16 protein-coding genes and 1 pseudogene are annotated in these 15553 nt (G+C 61.7%); 5 read left to right on the top strand and 12 right to left on the bottom strand.

From position 1 onward, the window contains the following. Positions 1–8: 8 nt before the first annotated feature. A protein-coding gene (locus tag AB5Z05_RS04355) for an IS3 family transposase (RefSeq protein ID WP_368150226.1) occupies positions 9–1171 on the bottom strand; the annotation gives its coding sequence in 2 pieces (ribosomal slippage) (positions 9–916 and positions 916–1171; 1164 coding nt in all). A gap of 68 nt (positions 1172–1239) precedes the next feature. On the opposite strand from AB5Z05_RS04355, the pseudogene dkgB reads away from it, so the two are divergent. Continuing rightward, positions 1240–1944, top strand: a pseudogene (gene dkgB, locus AB5Z05_RS04350) (2,5-didehydrogluconate reductase DkgB); the annotation flags it as partial. Between the two features lie 161 nt (positions 1945–2105). Here dkgB and AB5Z05_RS04345 read toward each other — a convergent pair. Beyond that, complete coding sequence (locus AB5Z05_RS04345) at positions 2106–3116, bottom strand: HAD family hydrolase (RefSeq protein ID WP_368150225.1); 1011 nt, start codon at positions 3114–3116, stop codon at positions 2106–2108. A gap of 351 nt (positions 3117–3467) precedes the next feature. On the opposite strand from AB5Z05_RS04345, the gene AB5Z05_RS04340 reads away from it, so the two are divergent. Together AB5Z05_RS04340 and AB5Z05_RS04335 are read left to right on the top strand one after the other, a co-directional pair. Further along, positions 3468–4646, top strand: a complete 1179-nt coding sequence (locus tag AB5Z05_RS04340) for an MFS transporter (protein WP_368150223.1) — start codon at positions 3468–3470, stop codon at positions 4644–4646. 155 nt (positions 4647–4801) lie between these two features. Beyond that, the gene (locus tag AB5Z05_RS04335; protein ID WP_108588441.1) at positions 4802–5473 is read left to right on the top strand and encodes an NAD(P)H-dependent oxidoreductase; all 672 of its coding nucleotides are present in this window, start codon (positions 4802–4804) and stop codon (positions 5471–5473) included. Positions 5474–5586: 113 nt separating this feature from the next. Here the strand turns inward: AB5Z05_RS04335 and AB5Z05_RS04330 are convergent, their stop codons facing one another. From AB5Z05_RS04330 to AB5Z05_RS04295, 8 genes are all read right to left on the bottom strand, one after another. Then, positions 5587–6198: a DoxX family protein gene (locus tag AB5Z05_RS04330; RefSeq protein WP_368150221.1), complete on the bottom strand. Its 612-nt coding sequence runs from the start codon at positions 6196–6198 to the stop codon at positions 5587–5589. Further along, complete coding sequence (locus AB5Z05_RS04325; RefSeq protein WP_368150219.1) at positions 6195–6989, bottom strand: putative DNA-binding domain-containing protein; 795 nt, start codon at positions 6987–6989, stop codon at positions 6195–6197. The genes AB5Z05_RS04330 and AB5Z05_RS04325 overlap by 4 nt, the downstream gene beginning before the upstream one ends. Beyond that, entirely contained in the window at positions 6982–7839 is an 858-nt protein-coding gene (locus AB5Z05_RS04320) for a DUF692 domain-containing protein (protein ID WP_368150217.1), read from the bottom strand. Before AB5Z05_RS04320 ends, AB5Z05_RS04325 begins: the two co-directional genes overlap by 8 nt. Then, positions 7827–8156 (bottom strand): hypothetical protein, encoded by a 330-nt coding sequence (locus tag AB5Z05_RS04315; RefSeq protein ID WP_005337569.1) that lies wholly within the window; start codon positions 8154–8156, stop codon positions 7827–7829. The genes AB5Z05_RS04320 and AB5Z05_RS04315 overlap by 13 nt, the downstream gene beginning before the upstream one ends. Beyond that, positions 8149–9108, bottom strand: a complete 960-nt coding sequence (locus tag AB5Z05_RS04310) for an MBL fold metallo-hydrolase (protein WP_368150215.1) — start codon at positions 9106–9108, stop codon at positions 8149–8151. The genes AB5Z05_RS04315 and AB5Z05_RS04310 overlap by 8 nt, the downstream gene beginning before the upstream one ends. A 112-nt stretch (positions 9109–9220) precedes the next feature. Then, positions 9221–9331, bottom strand: coding sequence for a cytochrome bd-I oxidase subunit CydX (cydX, locus tag AB5Z05_RS04305; RefSeq protein WP_041208534.1), 111 nt, complete (start codon positions 9329–9331; stop codon positions 9221–9223). 16 nt (positions 9332–9347) lie between these two features. Next, positions 9348–10487, bottom strand: a complete 1140-nt coding sequence (gene cydB, locus AB5Z05_RS04300) for a cytochrome d ubiquinol oxidase subunit II (RefSeq protein ID WP_139433722.1) — start codon at positions 10485–10487, stop codon at positions 9348–9350. Then, positions 10487–12058 (bottom strand): cytochrome ubiquinol oxidase subunit I, encoded by a 1572-nt coding sequence (locus AB5Z05_RS04295; protein ID WP_368150213.1) that lies wholly within the window; start codon positions 12056–12058, stop codon positions 10487–10489. Before AB5Z05_RS04295 ends, cydB begins: the two co-directional genes overlap by 1 nt. A gap of 122 nt (positions 12059–12180) precedes the next feature. On the opposite strand from AB5Z05_RS04295, the gene AB5Z05_RS04290 reads away from it, so the two are divergent. Next, entirely contained in the window at positions 12181–13596 is a 1416-nt protein-coding gene (locus tag AB5Z05_RS04290) for a PLP-dependent aminotransferase family protein (RefSeq protein WP_368150211.1), read from the top strand. A 93-nt stretch (positions 13597–13689) separates the two neighbouring features. Here the strand turns inward: AB5Z05_RS04290 and AB5Z05_RS04285 are convergent, their stop codons facing one another. Both AB5Z05_RS04285 and AB5Z05_RS04280 read right to left on the bottom strand, forming a co-directional pair. Next, positions 13690–14148: an N-acetyltransferase family protein gene (locus AB5Z05_RS04285; protein ID WP_368150209.1), complete on the bottom strand. Its 459-nt coding sequence runs from the start codon at positions 14146–14148 to the stop codon at positions 13690–13692. A gap of 153 nt (positions 14149–14301) precedes the next feature. Next, entirely contained in the window at positions 14302–14940 is a 639-nt protein-coding gene (locus AB5Z05_RS04280) for a tellurite resistance TerB family protein (protein WP_042656069.1), read from the bottom strand. Between the two features lie 138 nt (positions 14941–15078). Between AB5Z05_RS04280 and AB5Z05_RS04275 the strand changes: the two genes are divergently transcribed. Then, on the top strand, positions 15079–15546 hold the full coding sequence (locus AB5Z05_RS04275) for an acyl-CoA thioesterase (RefSeq protein ID WP_021230653.1): 468 nt from the start codon (positions 15079–15081) through the stop codon (positions 15544–15546). The last annotated feature ends 7 nt before the right edge of the window (positions 15547–15553 follow it).

The raw sequence follows: 15553 nt of genomic DNA, 5'->3' as shown, positions 1-15553 counted from the left end.
TGTAGTGGTCAACTAAATCCGGACACTTGGTTAGGCCGATCCTCGGCTTTTGCTGGCGGTATCCCGTCATTGTATTGATGTGGACGTCGCCAGTTGTAGTGATCCATCAGGTAATAACTGATATCCCGCTTTGCTTCCCGCAGGCTCATATATCCCCTTGCCGGGAGCCACTCTGACTTCAGGCTTCTGAACAACCGTTCCATCGGGGCGTTATCCCAGCAGTTGCCACGCCGACTCATACTCTGGGTCATGCGATAGCGCCACAGTCGTTGCCGAAATGCCCGGCTGCCATATTGGCTGCCCTGGTCAGAGTGAAACAGCACGCCTGACGGACAACCCCGCTGCTGATACGCCATCTCAAGTGCTTTGATGGCCAGCTCGGCATCTGGTTTATCTGACATCGCCCACCCCACAACCCGCCGGGTATGCAGGTCAAGCACCGCTGCCAGGTAATGCCAACGACCACCTGCCCAGACGTAGGTGATATCGCCACACCACACCTGATTGGGTTGTTGGACATCAAATTCGCGGGCCAGCAGATTGGGAATGTCCGGTCGTTCAGACCGTGCCACCTTATAGCGGTGTGCGCCCGGCTGTTTGGATGCCAGGCCGGCTTCCTTCATCAGGTTACGTACTTTGAATCGACCAATCTGATACCCCAACTCTCGCATCATCGACATCAAGGCGCGGCTGCCAGCCGAATCCCTGCTCTCTTTGAACAAACGGCGCAACTCAGAGCGCTGTTGCATGCGCTCACGGTTAATCGTCCGCCTGCGAGCCAGATAATCGTAAAAACAGGAGGTGGGAACATCGAAGGCGCAGCAGACCAGAGTGATGGGGGCTTGCTCCCTTAATCGGTCTATCAGCGCGTACGTGTGAACTCGTCCGTCATCAAGAGAGCAGTAGCCTTTTTTAGAATGTCCTTCTCACGTTCGAGCCGGTTGATGCGGGCTTCCAGTTCCTGAATTTTTTGCTGCTCCAGAGTCAGTGCTTTGCTGATTGGGGTAGTGCCACTGCGTTCGGATTGCAGTTGCCGAACCCAGCGGCGAAGTATGGTTTCACCGATATCCAGTGAACGACTGGCTTCGGGGACAGAATATCCCTGGTCGAGCACCAGGGATGCGGCTTCGAGTTTGAATTCGGCAGTAAATGAGCGACGTAATCTTGTCATTGAACACCTCAGGTCATGGTGGCGACTGTACCACCTAAAATGGTGTCCGGGATGATTAGACCACTACAATCGATACCGCCCAGATCTATGACAACGAAGCCGAAGTCGGCGCCGTGCTGACCCGCAGCACTGTTGCCCGTCACGAGATCTACCTGACCACCAAGGTGTGGACCAGCGAATTTAGGCCGGGCAAGCTGATCCCGAGCCTTGAGGTGAGCCTGGAAAAACTGGGCACCGACTATCTGGATCTGGCGCTGATCCACTGGCCCTCCCCCAAGGATGAGGTGCCGATGGCGGTCTATCTGGAGCAGCTGGCCGAGGCCAAGGCCCGGGGCCTGACCCGGGAGATCGGGGTCTCCAACTTCACCGTGGCCCAGCTCAAACAGGCTATCGAGATTTTGGGGCCGAGCTCCATCGCTCACCAACAGATCGAGGTTCATCCACTGCTGCAAAACCGCAAGGTGGTCGAGTTCTGCAAAGCCCACGGTATCGCCGTCACCGCCTATATGCCGCTCGCCTATGGCAAGGTGCTGAGCGAGCCGCTGCTAATGGAGATTGGCAAACGCCACGGGGTATCGGCGGCACAGGTGTCGCTGGCCTGGCTGCTGGCGCAGGACATGACAGTGATCCCGAGCTCCACCAAGCGGGAGAATCAGGCTGCCAATCTGGCCGCTCTCGATATCACATTGAGCAGCGAGGAGATGGCCGCCATCGCCACGCTGGATCGGGGCGAGCGCTGCGCCAACCCGGACTTTGCCCCCGCATGGGACTGACGCGAAAGGCGTGAGACTAACGCGAAAGAAAGGCTGGCTCGCCAGCAAGCCAGATAAAACAGGGAGAGCATCATGCTCTCCCTGTCTCTTTTCTTGCCTCACGCTTTGTAGCGCTTGCTGAACGTCCAGTCGCCACATTGATGCCAGATACAGCCCCGCAATCAGGGCGCGTTCTGGCAAAGGGCGGGATCGAACACTTGCTTCCAGTCTGATTTCATATCGACCACCACCCAGCCCCGCGCTTTTGCCTGTGCCAGCCCGTCGATCAGCTTGCCGCTGGCTGGCGGATGGCTGTCGTAGGCGTATTCGCGCTTGGCATCGGTGTGGTGCACCAGCAGGCCGAAAGTGTGGTAATCCGGGTTGGTCGAGGTGTATTGCAGCATGGGCACGTCGCCATCGCTGTTACCAAAGGCGCCGACCGGACGCTGCCCCATAAAGAGGTGAATGGCGGCCGGTTTCGCCTTGCTGTCATCGAAATAGGCGCCGTTCATGGTCTTGCGGATCTCGCTGCCCTCCCCGGTCAGGACAAACTCGCCGAGGGTAAAGGAGCCAATCACCTGCTGGGGCGGGATGCCATACATCTGCTCGGACATCACCCGCATAAAATCGACGCCGCCGCCGGAGACAATCCAGGTCTGGAAGCCATTATCCCGCAGATACCCCAGCAGCTGTTTCATCGGCAGATACCCGAGCTGATCGTAGTGGCAGCCAAAACGGGGATCCTTGCTGCTGTTGATCCAGCGAGTGACCCGCTCGGCAAACTCGGTGGTAGTCATGCCGCTGTGGGTCAGTCCCACCAGCTTGGCGATCCCCTTCTCCCCCGATTTGGCCACGGCCTTGAGGTCGTTGTTCAGCACTGCCGAAGCGATGGGGTCGGCCTTCCACTCCGGGTGTTCCGGCGCCAGGCGCTTGATCTCGTCCATCGCAAACTGCAGCTGATAGGTCATGGGCGCTTCAGGCCAGAGGGTGCCGTCATTGTCAAACACCACATGGCGCTTCTCTGGCGGAATAAAAGTGGCCTGCTGCTGATCGGTGGCATTGGTCACCCAGCGGGTGATCGCCTGCTTGGCCGCAGTGTCATTCCAGGCAGAGAGGGGATCGCTCTGGCCGGCCTGTACCGCAAAGGCGCCGCACAGCAGCAAAAGAGAGGAGAGTCGATTCAATGTCATCATGTTACCTGTCAGCTGGATATTGCCTGTCTATTGCCTATAGATGAAAGCGCACGGCCATCACAACACCGGCGCACATGGGTTCAACACACTCGGGTTTCACAGGGAAAATCCTATGGCTGCCAGCTTGTACTGGAGCTTAAGCAAGCTCAGAAAAGGAGCAGCGTTCATCCCGTTTTGCGAGGCAGATCACTGCGTTACGCTCACGCAGTGGGCAACACAACCCCCTCCCACTCAGCGTTATTGCTGCTTATTTGGCAAAAGTAATTTGATGTCACCGTCATTTTTGCCAACAAAACCCATCGGCATACTGGCGCCATTCTCCCGTCGGGAGTCCCTAACCAAGGAGTTGTTATGCCACTGGCGTTATTTGCCCTTACCCTGAGTGCCTTTGCGATCGGCACCACCGAATTTGTGATTGTGGGGCTTATCCCCACCATCGCCGAGCAGCTCAATGTCTCGCTCCCCTCGGCGGGCCTGTTGGTCAGCCTCTATGCCCTTGGCGTAGCTATCGGCGCCCCTGTGCTCACGGCGCTCACCGGCAAGGTGCCGCGCAAGTGGCTGCTGGTGGGACTGATGGCACTCTTTACCGCCGGCAACTTGCTGGCCTGGCAGGCTCCGGGTTACGAGAGCCTGATCGTCGCCCGCATCCTCACCGGATTGGCGCACGGGGTCTTCTTCTCGGTGGGCAGCACCATCGCCACGGGTCTTGTGGCCAAAGAGAAGGCGGCGAGCGCCATCGCCATCATGTTCAGCGGCCTTACCGTGGCGCTGGTAACCGGCGTACCGCTCGGCACCTGGATTGGTCAGGTCTTTGGCTGGCGTGAAACCTTTCTGGTGGTGAGCCTGCTGGGTCTGGTCGCCATGGTGGGTAGCCTGCTACTGATCCCGAATAACCTGCCCAAGGAGGCAGCCTCCACCATCCGCGAACAGCTCTCGGTGCTCACCAAAAAACCGCTGCTGCTGGTCTACGCCAAAACCGCCCTCGGTTATGGCGGTGCCTTCACAGCTTTTACCTTCCTCGCCCCCATCCTGCAGCAGGTGAGCGGCTTTAGCGCCGGAGCGGTGAGCCTGATCCTGCTGGTCTACGGGGTATCGGTCGCCATCGGCAATATCTGGGGTGGCAAGCTGGCCGACAAGATGGGCCCATTGCCGGCGCTGAAGCTGCTGTTTGCCGGTCTGGCGCTGGTGCTGCTGGCCCTCACCTTCACCGCACCCCATCCGGTGCTGGCCGTGCTCACCGTGCTGGTGTGGGGCGCCTTTGCCTTCGGCAACGTGCCGGGTCTGCAGGTGCTGGTGGTGAAGCAGGCCGAGCTGCACACTCCCAAGGCGGTGGATGTGGCATCGGGCCTCAATATCGCCGCCTTCAACGTTGGCATTGCGCTGGGATCTGTGGTCGGTGGTTTTGTGGTAGAGCACCTCGGCCTGATGCACACCCCCTGGATCGGCGCCCTTATCGTGCTGCTGGCCTACGGGCTGACCCATATCAGCGAGCGCCGCGAAGCCCTCCGGCTCGCCGCCTGTCAGGCATAAGCTGCGCCAGCAGGCGTCACGCAAGGGCGTGGCGCCTGCTGCAATCGGCGCGGCAGGCTTCTATGCTGTGACACAGCCTCAACCCGGCAACTGTTTCAGTAACTTTTTCAGCAACCAAGCCTGTCACCCTCGCATCATTTGCCACGGAGTCTGTTATGAAGGTGCTTATCGTCTATGCCCATCCCGAACCCAAAAGTTTCAACGGTGCCCTCTTCTGCCACGCCATCAGGACGCTGGAGCAGGCGGGCCACACAGTGATGACCAGCGATCTCTATGCCATGGGCTTTGATCCCGTCTCGGATCGGCGCAACTTCACTGCCGCCAGCGATCCCGATTTTCTCAAGCTGCAACTCGAAGAGCTGGCTGCCACCGAGCAGGGCAGCTTTGCCCCGCAACTGGAGCAGGAGATGCAAAAGCTGGAGGCGGCCGATCTGCTGATCTTCCAGTTCCCGCTCTGGTGGTTTGGCCTGCCAGCCATTCTCAAGGGGTGGGTGGATAGAGTCTTTGCCATGGGGCGAGTCTACGGTCAGGGCCATATCTACGAGAGCGGCAAATTTCGCGGCAAGCGGGCCCTGCTGAGCCTCACCACCGGTGGCCCTGCCGAGACCTATCTGCCTGACGGCTTCAACGGCGATATCGACGGAGTGCTGCGCCCCATCCAGCGCGGGATCCTTCAATTTGTCGGCTTCGACGTGCTGCGCCCCCATATCTGCTATGCCCCGGTGCGGGTCTCGCAAGAAGAGCGGGAAGCCTGGCTCGCCCAGTGGGCCGAGCGCCTTGGCCAGATTGAGCAGGAGTCCCCCATCGCGGTCGGCCGCTACCAGTAACGGCTGACGCAGCTGACTCACTCCCCCCAAAGCACAAAAACAGCGAGCGGCCCCCGGCCGCTCGCTGTTTTTCACGCTCTGTCGTTATGGTTTTTGTTATCCGTGGGCAAGCCTTATGCCGCCTGTTGCACGCCTGCTTTGCCGGTCATCGCCCGCTTGAGCCAGTAGTCGAGGCTGACGTAGCGGCCCCCGCCGTAAACCAGCAGCACCAGCAACATCACGAAGTAGGTAGCGGCAAACTCCATCCCGTTGTTGAGCATCACGGGATCCCCAAGCTCGGTGATGTAGTTGTAGCGACCGGGGAAGTTGGCAGCCAGCCACTCGATAAAGCCGTTGAGGCGCAAGGTGGCCTCCATGCTGCCGGTGGCGATGGCGTCCCAGCCGTGCTTCCAGTGCACCATGGCGCTCGCCACACTCATCAGGAAGATGGTGGGAATGGCCATGATGCGGGTAAAGAGGCCAAGGGCGATGCAGATGCAGCCCAGCACCTCGGTGCCCGCCGCCAGAAAGGCGAGCAGGGTCGGGAACGGCAAGTTGAGCCCCCCTTCCGAGACCGGGGCACCAAACCAGGCGACCGTGCCGGCAAAGCCCATCACCTTGGAGTGGGCCCCCACATAGATGACCGGAATGAGATAGAGGCGAATGGCCAGCAGGGCAAGAAAATCGAGCCGCTTGCACTGGGCGGCCACCGCCCGCTCGTACCACTGGATCAGGGTGTTGTTCATGGGAATTCTCCTTGGTGTTTGCTAAATGGGTGCAAGGGGGCGCCGGGCTGGCGCTCACCGACGGGCAGGATCAACAGACCCAGCCGGTGAAAATGGCGCGCCCACTCGGTCAGATCAAAGTCGCTGCGAACCTGTTGCACCTGTTGCTGGAACGCGGCATGGGTGATCCCCGGCTGCTGTTGCAGCAACTGGATCAGCGCCACATCCCATTCGCGCAACCGCTGGGTCACCACCTGATGATCCGGACTGCGAAACAGGCCATAGAAGTGGTTGCCCTGCCGGGTCGGCACCACGCCGCTGCGACGAATGGCAAAGGGGAGCTCTAGCAGTTGCAGGGTAGGGTTGAGCACAAGCGAACTCTCCGCCGTCACCTCCGCCCCCGCCATAACTTGCGGCACCACCCCCTGATCAATCTCGACACAGAGGCAGGCCCACTCATACTCCAGCAGCGCCAGCCGCTGCCTGGGCCAGTTGAGAGAGCCCTCTCCGTGGCGATGCTGCACATAGCGGACAAACTCGGTGGCGATATGGTGAAACTCGGGGGCCTCGGCGCCGTGCGCGATAACAAAGCCCTCCACCAGCTGCCCTCTGTCCACCGGCGCCCAGTGAGCGTGGGTGAGCGGAAAAGCGCTCTCCAGCACCGACTCCACATTGGCGCGCACGCTGCGGGCATAGTGGCTGGCGATGCCATCCTGCGGCAGCCGCACCCGGCTCGCCAGCCAGGCGGTCTGCTGCTGCATTCGCTGCGGCGCCGTTTTGGACGTGCTGATAAGAGATAACCGTCTATCCATAGCGCACCTCCCGCACCTGACTGTCGATCGCCTCGCAACAAGCGCCGTGCACCCGCGCCAGCTCGGCCTCCAGCTCTGCCAGCGGCGGCAGATGGTGATCCCGCTCCAGCAACAAGGGACGCAGGCCGTGGGTCTGCACCGTATAACGGGCCAGCGCCACCACCTCCTCACAGACCGGACGACCATGGGTATCCAGCAAGGTGCCATCCGCCTCTTCCAGATGACCGGCGATATGGAAGTAACGGATAGCAGTGCCCGGCAGCCCGGCAATCATCCGCTTGGGGCAGTAACCGTGGTTGCGGCTGTTCACAAAGACGTTGTTGATATCGAGCAGCAGCTCGCAACCGCTGCGCGCCACCAGCTCGGCGAGAAAATCCTCCTCCGGCATCTCGTAGTCATAGCCGTGGTAGTAGGAGATATTTTCCAGCACCAGCGGGCGGGCCAGCGCCTCCTGCACCTGCGCGATCCGCTCGGCCAGATAGGGGATGTTCTCCCACTGGCGCGGCACCGGTAGCAGTTCGTAGAGATAACCCTGTTGGTCGCGGGAAAAGCTCAGGTGCTCGCTGTAGATCCCGATACCGAACTCATCCAGAAAGGTGCGGATCTGGCTGAGCAGGGTGCGGTTGAGGGGCTGACAATCGCCGAGGGAGAGGCTGAGGCCGTGGGCCACCAGCGGGTAACGCTCGGCCAGCTGATGCAGCTGCGCCCGCTTGGCTCCGCCTATAGCCATCCAGTTCTCCGGTGCCAGCTCGAGAAAGTCGATGCCGGGGCGGACGGGGCCGGCGCAGAGCGCATCCAGATGCTCCTGACGCAGCCCGATCCCCCGACTGCGGGAGCTTATTGGCCGCATACCCCCTCCGTCATCTTGCTGCCCTTGCTGGATGTATTGCCATCAATCCCCTCGCCCGCCACGCCACACTTGCCATCGCGAGCGCGCACCAGCCGCCCCTGCGGATCACTGTCGAGGGCCTGCTTCTCGAAGCGCTTCTCGGTGCCGCACTTGCCCGCCGCACACTTGCCGCCGTGCTGTTCGCTGGGGGCGGCTTTCACCGGCGCATCGCTCGGGGTGGCCGCCAGCGCCAGCCCCGGAGTCAGGGCAATCAGGCTGGTCATGGCGATGGAGAGAGTCAGTTTGCCGGTGGTTTTGTTGCTGCTTGAGTTACTCATGGGCGGACTCCTTGACGGATGAAACGGGGTAGCTGGAGAGATCGCGGGCGGCCACGATCTGGCCGTGGAACTGCTGTTTGACGATGGCCATCGCCTCTTTCTTGTGATTGAGGCCAACCCCCATCCAGTGGTTGAGCACCAGCAGCTTGGGGTTCACCTCGGCGGCAATTTTGGCCACCACCGACGGCTTGGCATGGAGCGAGGCGGAGACCGGGTCGGCCCCTTCGTGGATGGCGAGCGGCATCACCAGAATGTCGGCCCCCTTGGCAAACGGCACAAAGGCCGGGTTGCTGCCGTTCTGATCTGCCGAGATAACGATGGTCCCCTCGGCGCTCTCGATGCGATAGGCCAGACAGGGCACGTCACCGTGAGGGATGCCGAGCGCGGTGATGGTCAGCCCATCCTGCTGATAGACGGTGTGAGGCTGCGGGCTCTGGTAGGGCACATCATGGAGAGTGATGGGGAAGAGGCCATCGGTGCCATCCTTGAAACCGCTCAGGTAGGCATAAGCGCCCTTGTCCTTGTTGAAGAGGGCATCAAAGTAGCCGCTCATGCTGGGGAAGGCCGAACCCGCCTCGGGCCCCGCCAAATCCAGCGGATCGCTGCGTTCGAAGAAGTAGGCCCCCTTGAGCAGGGCGGGCAGGTCGGTCACATGGTCGGTGTGAAAGTGGGTGATGCCGATAAAATCGACCTCTTCGAGCTTGGCCCCCGCCTGGCCGAAACGCAGGTAGACGCCGCCACCTGCATCGATCAGGATGCGGGATTTCCCCTTCCACCAGATCACCTCGCTGGAGGAGGCACGCAGGTCGTCGGAGATGGGGCCACCACTGCCGAGCACCTGCAGGGTGAAGGTTTTATCCAGTGGCGTCAGTTGTACCGGTTCGGCACAGGCCGGGGCGACGGCAAGGGCGCAGCCGATGGCCAGCGCCACCGCTTTCAATGTCTGTTTCATATTGATTACCTGTCGGTTGAGTGACAGTTCGCGACTGTCAGTGAAGTGGCAGGGTGGGTGATCGGGCTGCGCCACAGGCAGCCCGACCGGGCATGCGGGTCAACCCCGCAGATCAGATCTGGTCGCGGTCAGCCGCTTCCCAGCGCGCCTCCAGCCAGAGCAGATTGCACAGGCCCAGCAGCAGGGCGAATCCGAGGCCTAAAATCCAGGTGAAGTACCACATAGCAGATCCCTTGAGGTCAGTAGAGTTGATGGCTATCGCGCTTGATGCGGGCACGGTCGAGCTTGCCGCGCACCACCCGATAGACCCAGCCGGTGTAGCCCAGGTTGACCGGCATCAGCACCAGCACGAGGCCGAACATGATGGCCAGGGTCTTGTAGCTGGAGGTGCTGTCCCACAGGGTCAGACTGCTGACCGCATCAAGTGATGAAGGCAGCACGAAGGGGAACAGGGCGATGGCCACCGAGCAGAGCATGGCGGTGCAGGCGATGGCGCTGGCCAGCAGCGCAATCCGGCCCCGCTCCAGCCAGGAGGCAATCCCGCTCACCAGCGGCGCTAGCGCCCCGATGATCGGCACCAACCACAGCAGCGGATAGTCAAAATAGTTGCGCAGCCAGCCTCCGGCGTGGGGGATCACCCCTTTCATCAGCGGGCTGATGGCGACATTCGGGTCAAAGGGTTGTGTGCCGACACCGGTCAGCTGAAACCCTTGCAGATCCACCAGATGCCAGCCGGCCAGCAAGTAGCAGAGGCTCACCAGCGGAGCCAGCAGGATGGCGATCCCCCGTGCGCGCAGCGCAGGGGTGCCGGTCACCTTGGCTTGCAGAAAACCAGCGCCGTGCAGCAGCAACAGGCTGATGGCAGTGGCCAGCACCGAGAGCAGCCAGCCCCAGTGAAAGTCGAACGCGCCATAGTGCAGGCGCAGCGCCGTGTCGAAGCGAAACGGCAGCCCCTCCATCACCAGACCGATAGCAGCACCGAGGATGAGCGCCGGTATCAGGCCACCGGCCACCAGCGCCCGATCCCACCAGCGGCGCCAAACCGGATCGGCCAGCTTGCTGCGATAGTCAAAGCCGACCGGACGCAGAAAGAGCCCAAGCAGCAGCACCACCATGGGGATGTAAAGCCCCGAGAAGGCGGCGGCATAAACCAGCGGCCAGGCGGCGAACAGGGCACCGGCACCGGCAATCAGCCACACCTGATTGCCCTCCCACACCGGTCCCACGCTGTTGATCACCAGACGGCGGTCGTCGTCATCTTTCGACACCACCGGCAGCAGCATGGCGATGCCGAGATCGAAGCCATCCATCACGATAAAACCGACCATCATGAAGAGCACCAGCGCCCACCAGATGAGTTTCAGGGTTGCGTAATCCATCAGGCGATCCTCGCAAGTTCGGGTTGTTCACCGCTGTAGCGGCCGGTATGGAGAATGGCGGGCCCCTTGCGGATCACATGGCGCAACAGGAACAGCTCCACCACCAGCAACAGGGTGTAGATGGAACAGATAGCGATCAGGCTGAACCAGAGTTGGCCCGGCTGAAGCAAAGAGACCGAGGCCGAGACCGGTAGCACATCGCTGATGGTCCAGGGTTGACGGCCGAGCTCGGCCACCAGCCAGCCCGCCTCGATGGCAATCCAGGGCAGCGGAATGCTCCAGAACAGGGTCTTGAGCAGCCGTGGCGAGTCTTGCAGCCGGTTGCGGCAGAGCTGAACAAAGCTCACCACCATCAGCCCCAGCATGGTGACGCCAAGCCCCACCATCACCCGAAAGCCCCAGAAGAGCGGCGCCACTGGCGGGATGGAGTCATCGACCGCTTTGGCAATTTCTGCCTCACCGGCCTTGGCGATATTGCTGGCATAGGGGGTGAGCAGCATGCCGTAGCCAAGATCCTTGCCGTGCTGCTCGAAGCGGGCACGGTTGGCCGGGCTGTCATCACCCTGCCGGATCTGGTCGAGGGCCTCTGCCGCCACCATGCCGCTGCGAATGCGTGCCTCGTTCTGCACCTTGATATCCTTGAGGCCGGTCACCGCCTCGTCGATGGAGCGGGTGGCGATGATCCCCATCAGATACGGGATCTTGATGGCGGCGTGAGTGGTCTCGGCAGTCTGATCTGGGAAGCCGAACAGGGTAAAGGAAGCTGGCGCCGGCTCGGTCTCCCACTCCGCCTCGATGGCGGCGAGCTTCACCTTCTGCACCTCGCCGGTGCGATAGCCCGACTCATCCCCGAGCACAATGACCGAGAGGATGGCCGCCAGCCCGAAGCCAGAGGCAATAGCGAAGGAGCGCAGGGCAAACTGCACTTCCGTCTTGCGCAGCAGATACCAGCTGCTCACCCCCATCACGAACATGGAGGCCGCCACATAGCCCGCCGCGACGGTGTGAACGAACTTCACCTGCGCCACCGGGTTGAACAGCACGGCGGCGATATCCACCAGCTCCATGCGCTGGGTCAACAGGTTGAACTCGGCCCCCACCGGGTTTTGCATCCAGCCGTTGCCGATCAGGATCCAGAGCGCCGAGAGGTTGGAGCCGAGCGCCACCAGCATGGTCACCAGCAGGTGCTTGCCACGGGAAAGCTTGTCCCAGCCGAAGAAGAAGAGCCCCACCAGGGTCGATTCGAGGAAGAAGGCCATCAGCCCCTCGATGGCCAGCGGGGTACCGAAGATGTCCCCCACATAGTGGGAGTAGTAAGCCCAGTTGGTGCCGAACTGAAACTCCATGGTGATCCCCGTGGTGACCCCCATGACGAAGTTGATGCCAAACAGTTTGCCCCAGAAGCGGGTGATGTCCTGATAGATCACCTTGCCGGTCATCACATAAGCCGACTCGGCGATCACCAGGATCCAGGACAGCCCCAGCGTGAGGGGCACAAACAGGAAGTGGAACAGGGCCGTGGCGCCAAATTGCAGGCGAGACAGGCTGACCACGTCATCCGGATTGATCATGCGTCACTCTCTTTTGTTGTATTTGCCTTGCACGTTTCGTGCGTGACAAGTACATCACGGAGCATGACACCTATAACAGATGCAGTTATATTGAATTACACCTATAACAGTTGATCCAGATCATGTCCCTTTACCAGCAGTTGGCCGACCGCCTGCAAAGCCAGATCGACGATGGCATCTGGCAACCGGGGGAGCGCATCCCCTCCATTCGCCAGAGCTGCAAGACCCACGGGCTCAGCCCCATGACGGTGTTGCAGGCCTATCAACTGCTGGAGAGTCAGGGGCGGATCCTCGCCCGCCCCCAGTCCGGCTACTACGTCAAAGCCGCCTCGCCGCAGGTCGTGCAGCACACCCCGAGCCAGACCCACTACAGCGGCTCGGTGGATATCAACGATCTGGTGTTCGAGGTGTTGCAGGCGAGCAAATCGCGGGATCTGGTGCCTCTTGGCATGTCGGTGGCAGACCCGACCCTGTTCCCCCATCCCCAGCTCGGGCGGGCCCTGGCCAGCTGCATGCGCAAGCTCGATCCCTTCAGCACGGTGTCCGACCTTCCCCCCGGCAACGAAGCGCTGCGCCGCGCCATCGCCCAGCGTTACGCCAGCGACGGGGTGGCGGTCAATCCGCAGGAGATCATCATCACCACAGGCGCCATGGAGGCACTCTCCCTCAGTCTGCAGGTGCTGACCGAGCCCGGTGACTGGGTGGTGGTGGAGTCCCCCACCTTCTATGGCGCCCTGCAGGCCATCGAGCGGCTGAAACTCAAGGCGGTGGAGATCCCGGTCATTCCGGGGGTTGGCATCGATCTCGACCTGCTGGCCGACGCCCTCACCCGCATTCCGGTCAAGGCGTGCTGGCTGATGGGCAATGTGCAGCACCCGCTGGGCCACACCATGCCGGATGGTCACAAAGCGCAACTGATGGCACTGCTCAACAGCCATGGGGTGCCGCTGGTGGAGGATGACGTCTATGCCGAGGTCTACTTCGGCCGCGAGCGCCCCAAGCCGATCCGCCACTGGGATCAGCGTGGCGAAAGCCTGCTCTGCAGCTCCTTTTCCAAGTGTCTGGCGCCGGGCTTTCGGGTCGGCTGGGTGGTGGCGGGGCCCCATGCCGAGCGGGTGCAGCGGCTGCAGCTGATGTCCACCCTCTCCACCAATGTGCCGAGCCAGCTGGCGCTGGCCGAGATGTTGCGCCAGGGCGGGGTCGATGCCCACTTTCGCCGCCTGCGCCACACCCTGGCCCAGCGCCAGCAGCAGATGCGGGCGGCCCTGCAACGGCTGTTGCCGGACGAGGTACGGATCTCCTCCCCCGATGGCGGCTACTTTCTCTGGCTGGCGCTGCCTGCCCCTTTCGACAGCCGCACCCTGCACGCCAAGGCTCTGGGCAGCGGTTTTTCAGTAGCCCCCGGCGCGCTCTTTTCCAGTCAGGGACAACACAACCACTGCCTGCGCCTCAACAGCTCCCATCCCTGGAGCGAGCAGCTGGAGCAGGCCCTCACCCGACTGGCCGCGCTGATTGCCGCGCAGCTCGGTGAAAAGTAACGAGACAAAGAGCCGCTGGCGAAACGAACAAAGGCCCGTAACGGGCCTTTGTAGTTGGGGAGTGACGCGGCGTTACTCGCCATAACAAACAGCTCATCTGGCCATGATCTGCGACTGCACCTTGAAGCCCAGCGCCTCGTAGAGCGCTTGGGCACGCTCGTTGAAGGCCATCACCTCCAGCCGGATTTGCTGAGCATCACGGGCCTTGGCCCACTCATCGCAATGGGCGATCAGCGCCTTGCCAATCCCGCGGGAGCGGTGCTGCTCATCCACCACCACCGAGCCGATGCGGCAGATAGGCAGCTTGCTGAGAAATGGCACGCTCTCATTGATGTCGATCCGCGCCGTCAAAAATCCCACCACCATGCCATCCTGCTCGGCAACGCAGAATAGACGCCCTTCGGCGCCGATGGCGCTCAGCAAAAATGCCCGCTCCTCTGGCGAAGGGGGGCAGAACACTTCGGGATAGTGCTGATGGTGGATCTCTCCAATCTGCCGGTTCAGCTCGACAATCGCGTCGATATCCAGTTCGGTTGCCTTGCGTATCTCCAACGGTTGCTCCTTGCGAAAAGGTGATGGTCCTGCGCCATCTTAGGGGCTGTGCTCAGCAATCCAAATAGGCTCATCCGCATCTTTTGACGGGCAGCAGAAACAACAACGCCCCTTGAGCGGGGCGTTATCGGCAATCCATGGCGGTGAGGAATATCAGGCGGGGGCGTTAAGCTGGGCCACCTGCCGCTCGATGCTTCCCTTGAGGTTGTCATCGAGTTTGAGGGCGCGCGCCAGTTCGTCGAGATAGCCTCGCTCCATAAAGTGATCCACTTCGATGGCAAGCAGGGAGGCGAGATAGACCTCGGTGGCCAGCTCCATGTCGGTCACTTCCCGCGCCAGCGCGTGGGGATCGAGGGGACGGGCCAGCTCGGCGTCAATCCAGCGGGCGACATCGCTCTGACCCTGTTCGGTCAGGTACTCCTGAATCTTCTGGCGCTCGGCCCCGTCGATATGGCCATCGGCCCGGGCTGCTGCCACCATGGCGCGCACCAAAAGCGCCGCGCGGGCATCCAGCGCATTGCCTTCCAGCCCACTGATGGGATGGGTGGGCTGGGCCGGTGCCGCCTGCTGGGCCTGCCAATCCTGATAGAGCTTGTAGGCCAGCCCGCCAAGGGCTGCGGCGCCGCCCACGGCAGCGGCCTTGCCACCATATTTGCGCACTTTTTTATTGCCCAGCAACAGACCGAGCGCGCCACCGGCCAGCGCCCCCTGCATCTGCCCCTTGCGCTTGTCTCCGCCTTCGTTGAGCCAGCCTTTGCCAGCCCCCAGCAACTGTTCCAGCATCTGTTTCATGGTGTCACTCCTGCGGCTATGTTCCCGTCGATAGAGCAAGATAGTGACCCCGCCCCCCTGAATCGGGGATGAACCCTTGACCGGGCAGGCCGATGGGGCAAAGCTCAGGGAAACCCTTCAGGCAATAAGGATGTAACTGTGCCCAATCGCGAACTGACCCTGCAATTTCTGGCCGAACCCTCCGACGTCAATTTCGGCGGCAAGGTCCACGGCGGCATGGTGATGAAGTGGATCGATCAGGCGGGCTATGCCTGCGCCGCCGGCTGGTGCGGCGGCTATGCGGTGACCGTCTATGTGGGGGGGATCCGCTTTTTGCGCCCCATCCAGATTGGCCAGCTGGTGGAGGTGCACGCTCAGGTGATCCACACCGGCACCACCAGCATGCATCTGGCGGTGGATGTCTACAGCCGCCACCCCACCGACACCGAGCGCCACAAGACCACCCACTGCATCATCATCTTTGTGGCGATGGATGAGCAGGGCAAGCCGACCCCGGTGCCCCAGTGGCAGCCGGTGAGCGAGAGCGATCTGCAGTTGCAGCAGTACGCCAAAAAGCTGATTGCCCTGCGCGAGGAGATCGACAAGGAGATGCGTCAGCACCTCTGACCTTCAT

Origin of the sequence: Aeromonas sp. R2-4 (assembly GCF_040908365.1) — a bacterium.
GTDB classification, from domain to species: Bacteria; Pseudomonadota; Gammaproteobacteria; order Enterobacterales; family Aeromonadaceae; genus Aeromonas; species Aeromonas veronii.
The sequence above is the reverse complement of the archived record's forward strand: the minus strand, read 5'-3'. Positions and strand labels throughout refer to the sequence as shown.

What these genes read in the sequence shown, in the direction of transcription:
- AB5Z05_RS04315 (WP_005337569.1), bottom strand. Translation starts at nt 8,156, where the DNA reads ATGAGTAACTCAAGCAGCAACAAAACCACCGGCAAACTGACTCTCTCC.
- AB5Z05_RS04280 (WP_042656069.1), bottom strand. Translation starts at nt 14,940, where the DNA reads ATGAAACAGATGCTGGAACAGTTGCTGGGGGCTGGCAAAGGCTGGCTC.
- AB5Z05_RS04290 (WP_368150211.1), top strand. Translation starts at nt 12,181, where the DNA reads ATGTCCCTTTACCAGCAGTTGGCCGACCGCCTGCAAAGCCAGATCGAC.
- AB5Z05_RS04295 (WP_368150213.1), bottom strand. Translation starts at nt 12,058, where the DNA reads ATGATCAATCCGGATGACGTGGTCAGCCTGTCTCGCCTGCAATTTGGC.
- AB5Z05_RS04310 (WP_368150215.1), bottom strand. Translation starts at nt 9,108, where the DNA reads ATGAAACAGACATTGAAAGCGGTGGCGCTGGCCATCGGCTGCGCCCTT.
- cydB (WP_139433722.1), bottom strand. Translation starts at nt 10,487, where the DNA reads ATGGATTACGCAACCCTGAAACTCATCTGGTGGGCGCTGGTGCTCTTC.
- AB5Z05_RS04325 (WP_368150219.1), bottom strand. Translation starts at nt 6,989, where the DNA reads ATGGATAGACGGTTATCTCTTATCAGCACGTCCAAAACGGCGCCGCAG.
- AB5Z05_RS04335 (WP_108588441.1), top strand. Translation starts at nt 4,802, where the DNA reads ATGAAGGTGCTTATCGTCTATGCCCATCCCGAACCCAAAAGTTTCAAC.
- AB5Z05_RS04340 (WP_368150223.1), top strand. Translation starts at nt 3,468, where the DNA reads ATGCCACTGGCGTTATTTGCCCTTACCCTGAGTGCCTTTGCGATCGGC.
- AB5Z05_RS04320 (WP_368150217.1), bottom strand. Translation starts at nt 7,839, where the DNA reads ATGCGGCCAATAAGCTCCCGCAGTCGGGGGATCGGGCTGCGTCAGGAG.
- AB5Z05_RS04330 (WP_368150221.1), bottom strand. Translation starts at nt 6,198, where the DNA reads ATGAACAACACCCTGATCCAGTGGTACGAGCGGGCGGTGGCCGCCCAG.
- cydX (WP_041208534.1), bottom strand. Translation starts at nt 9,331, where the DNA reads ATGTGGTACTTCACCTGGATTTTAGGCCTCGGATTCGCCCTGCTGCTG.
- AB5Z05_RS04345 (WP_368150225.1), bottom strand. Translation starts at nt 3,116, where the DNA reads ATGATGACATTGAATCGACTCTCCTCTCTTTTGCTGCTGTGCGGCGCC.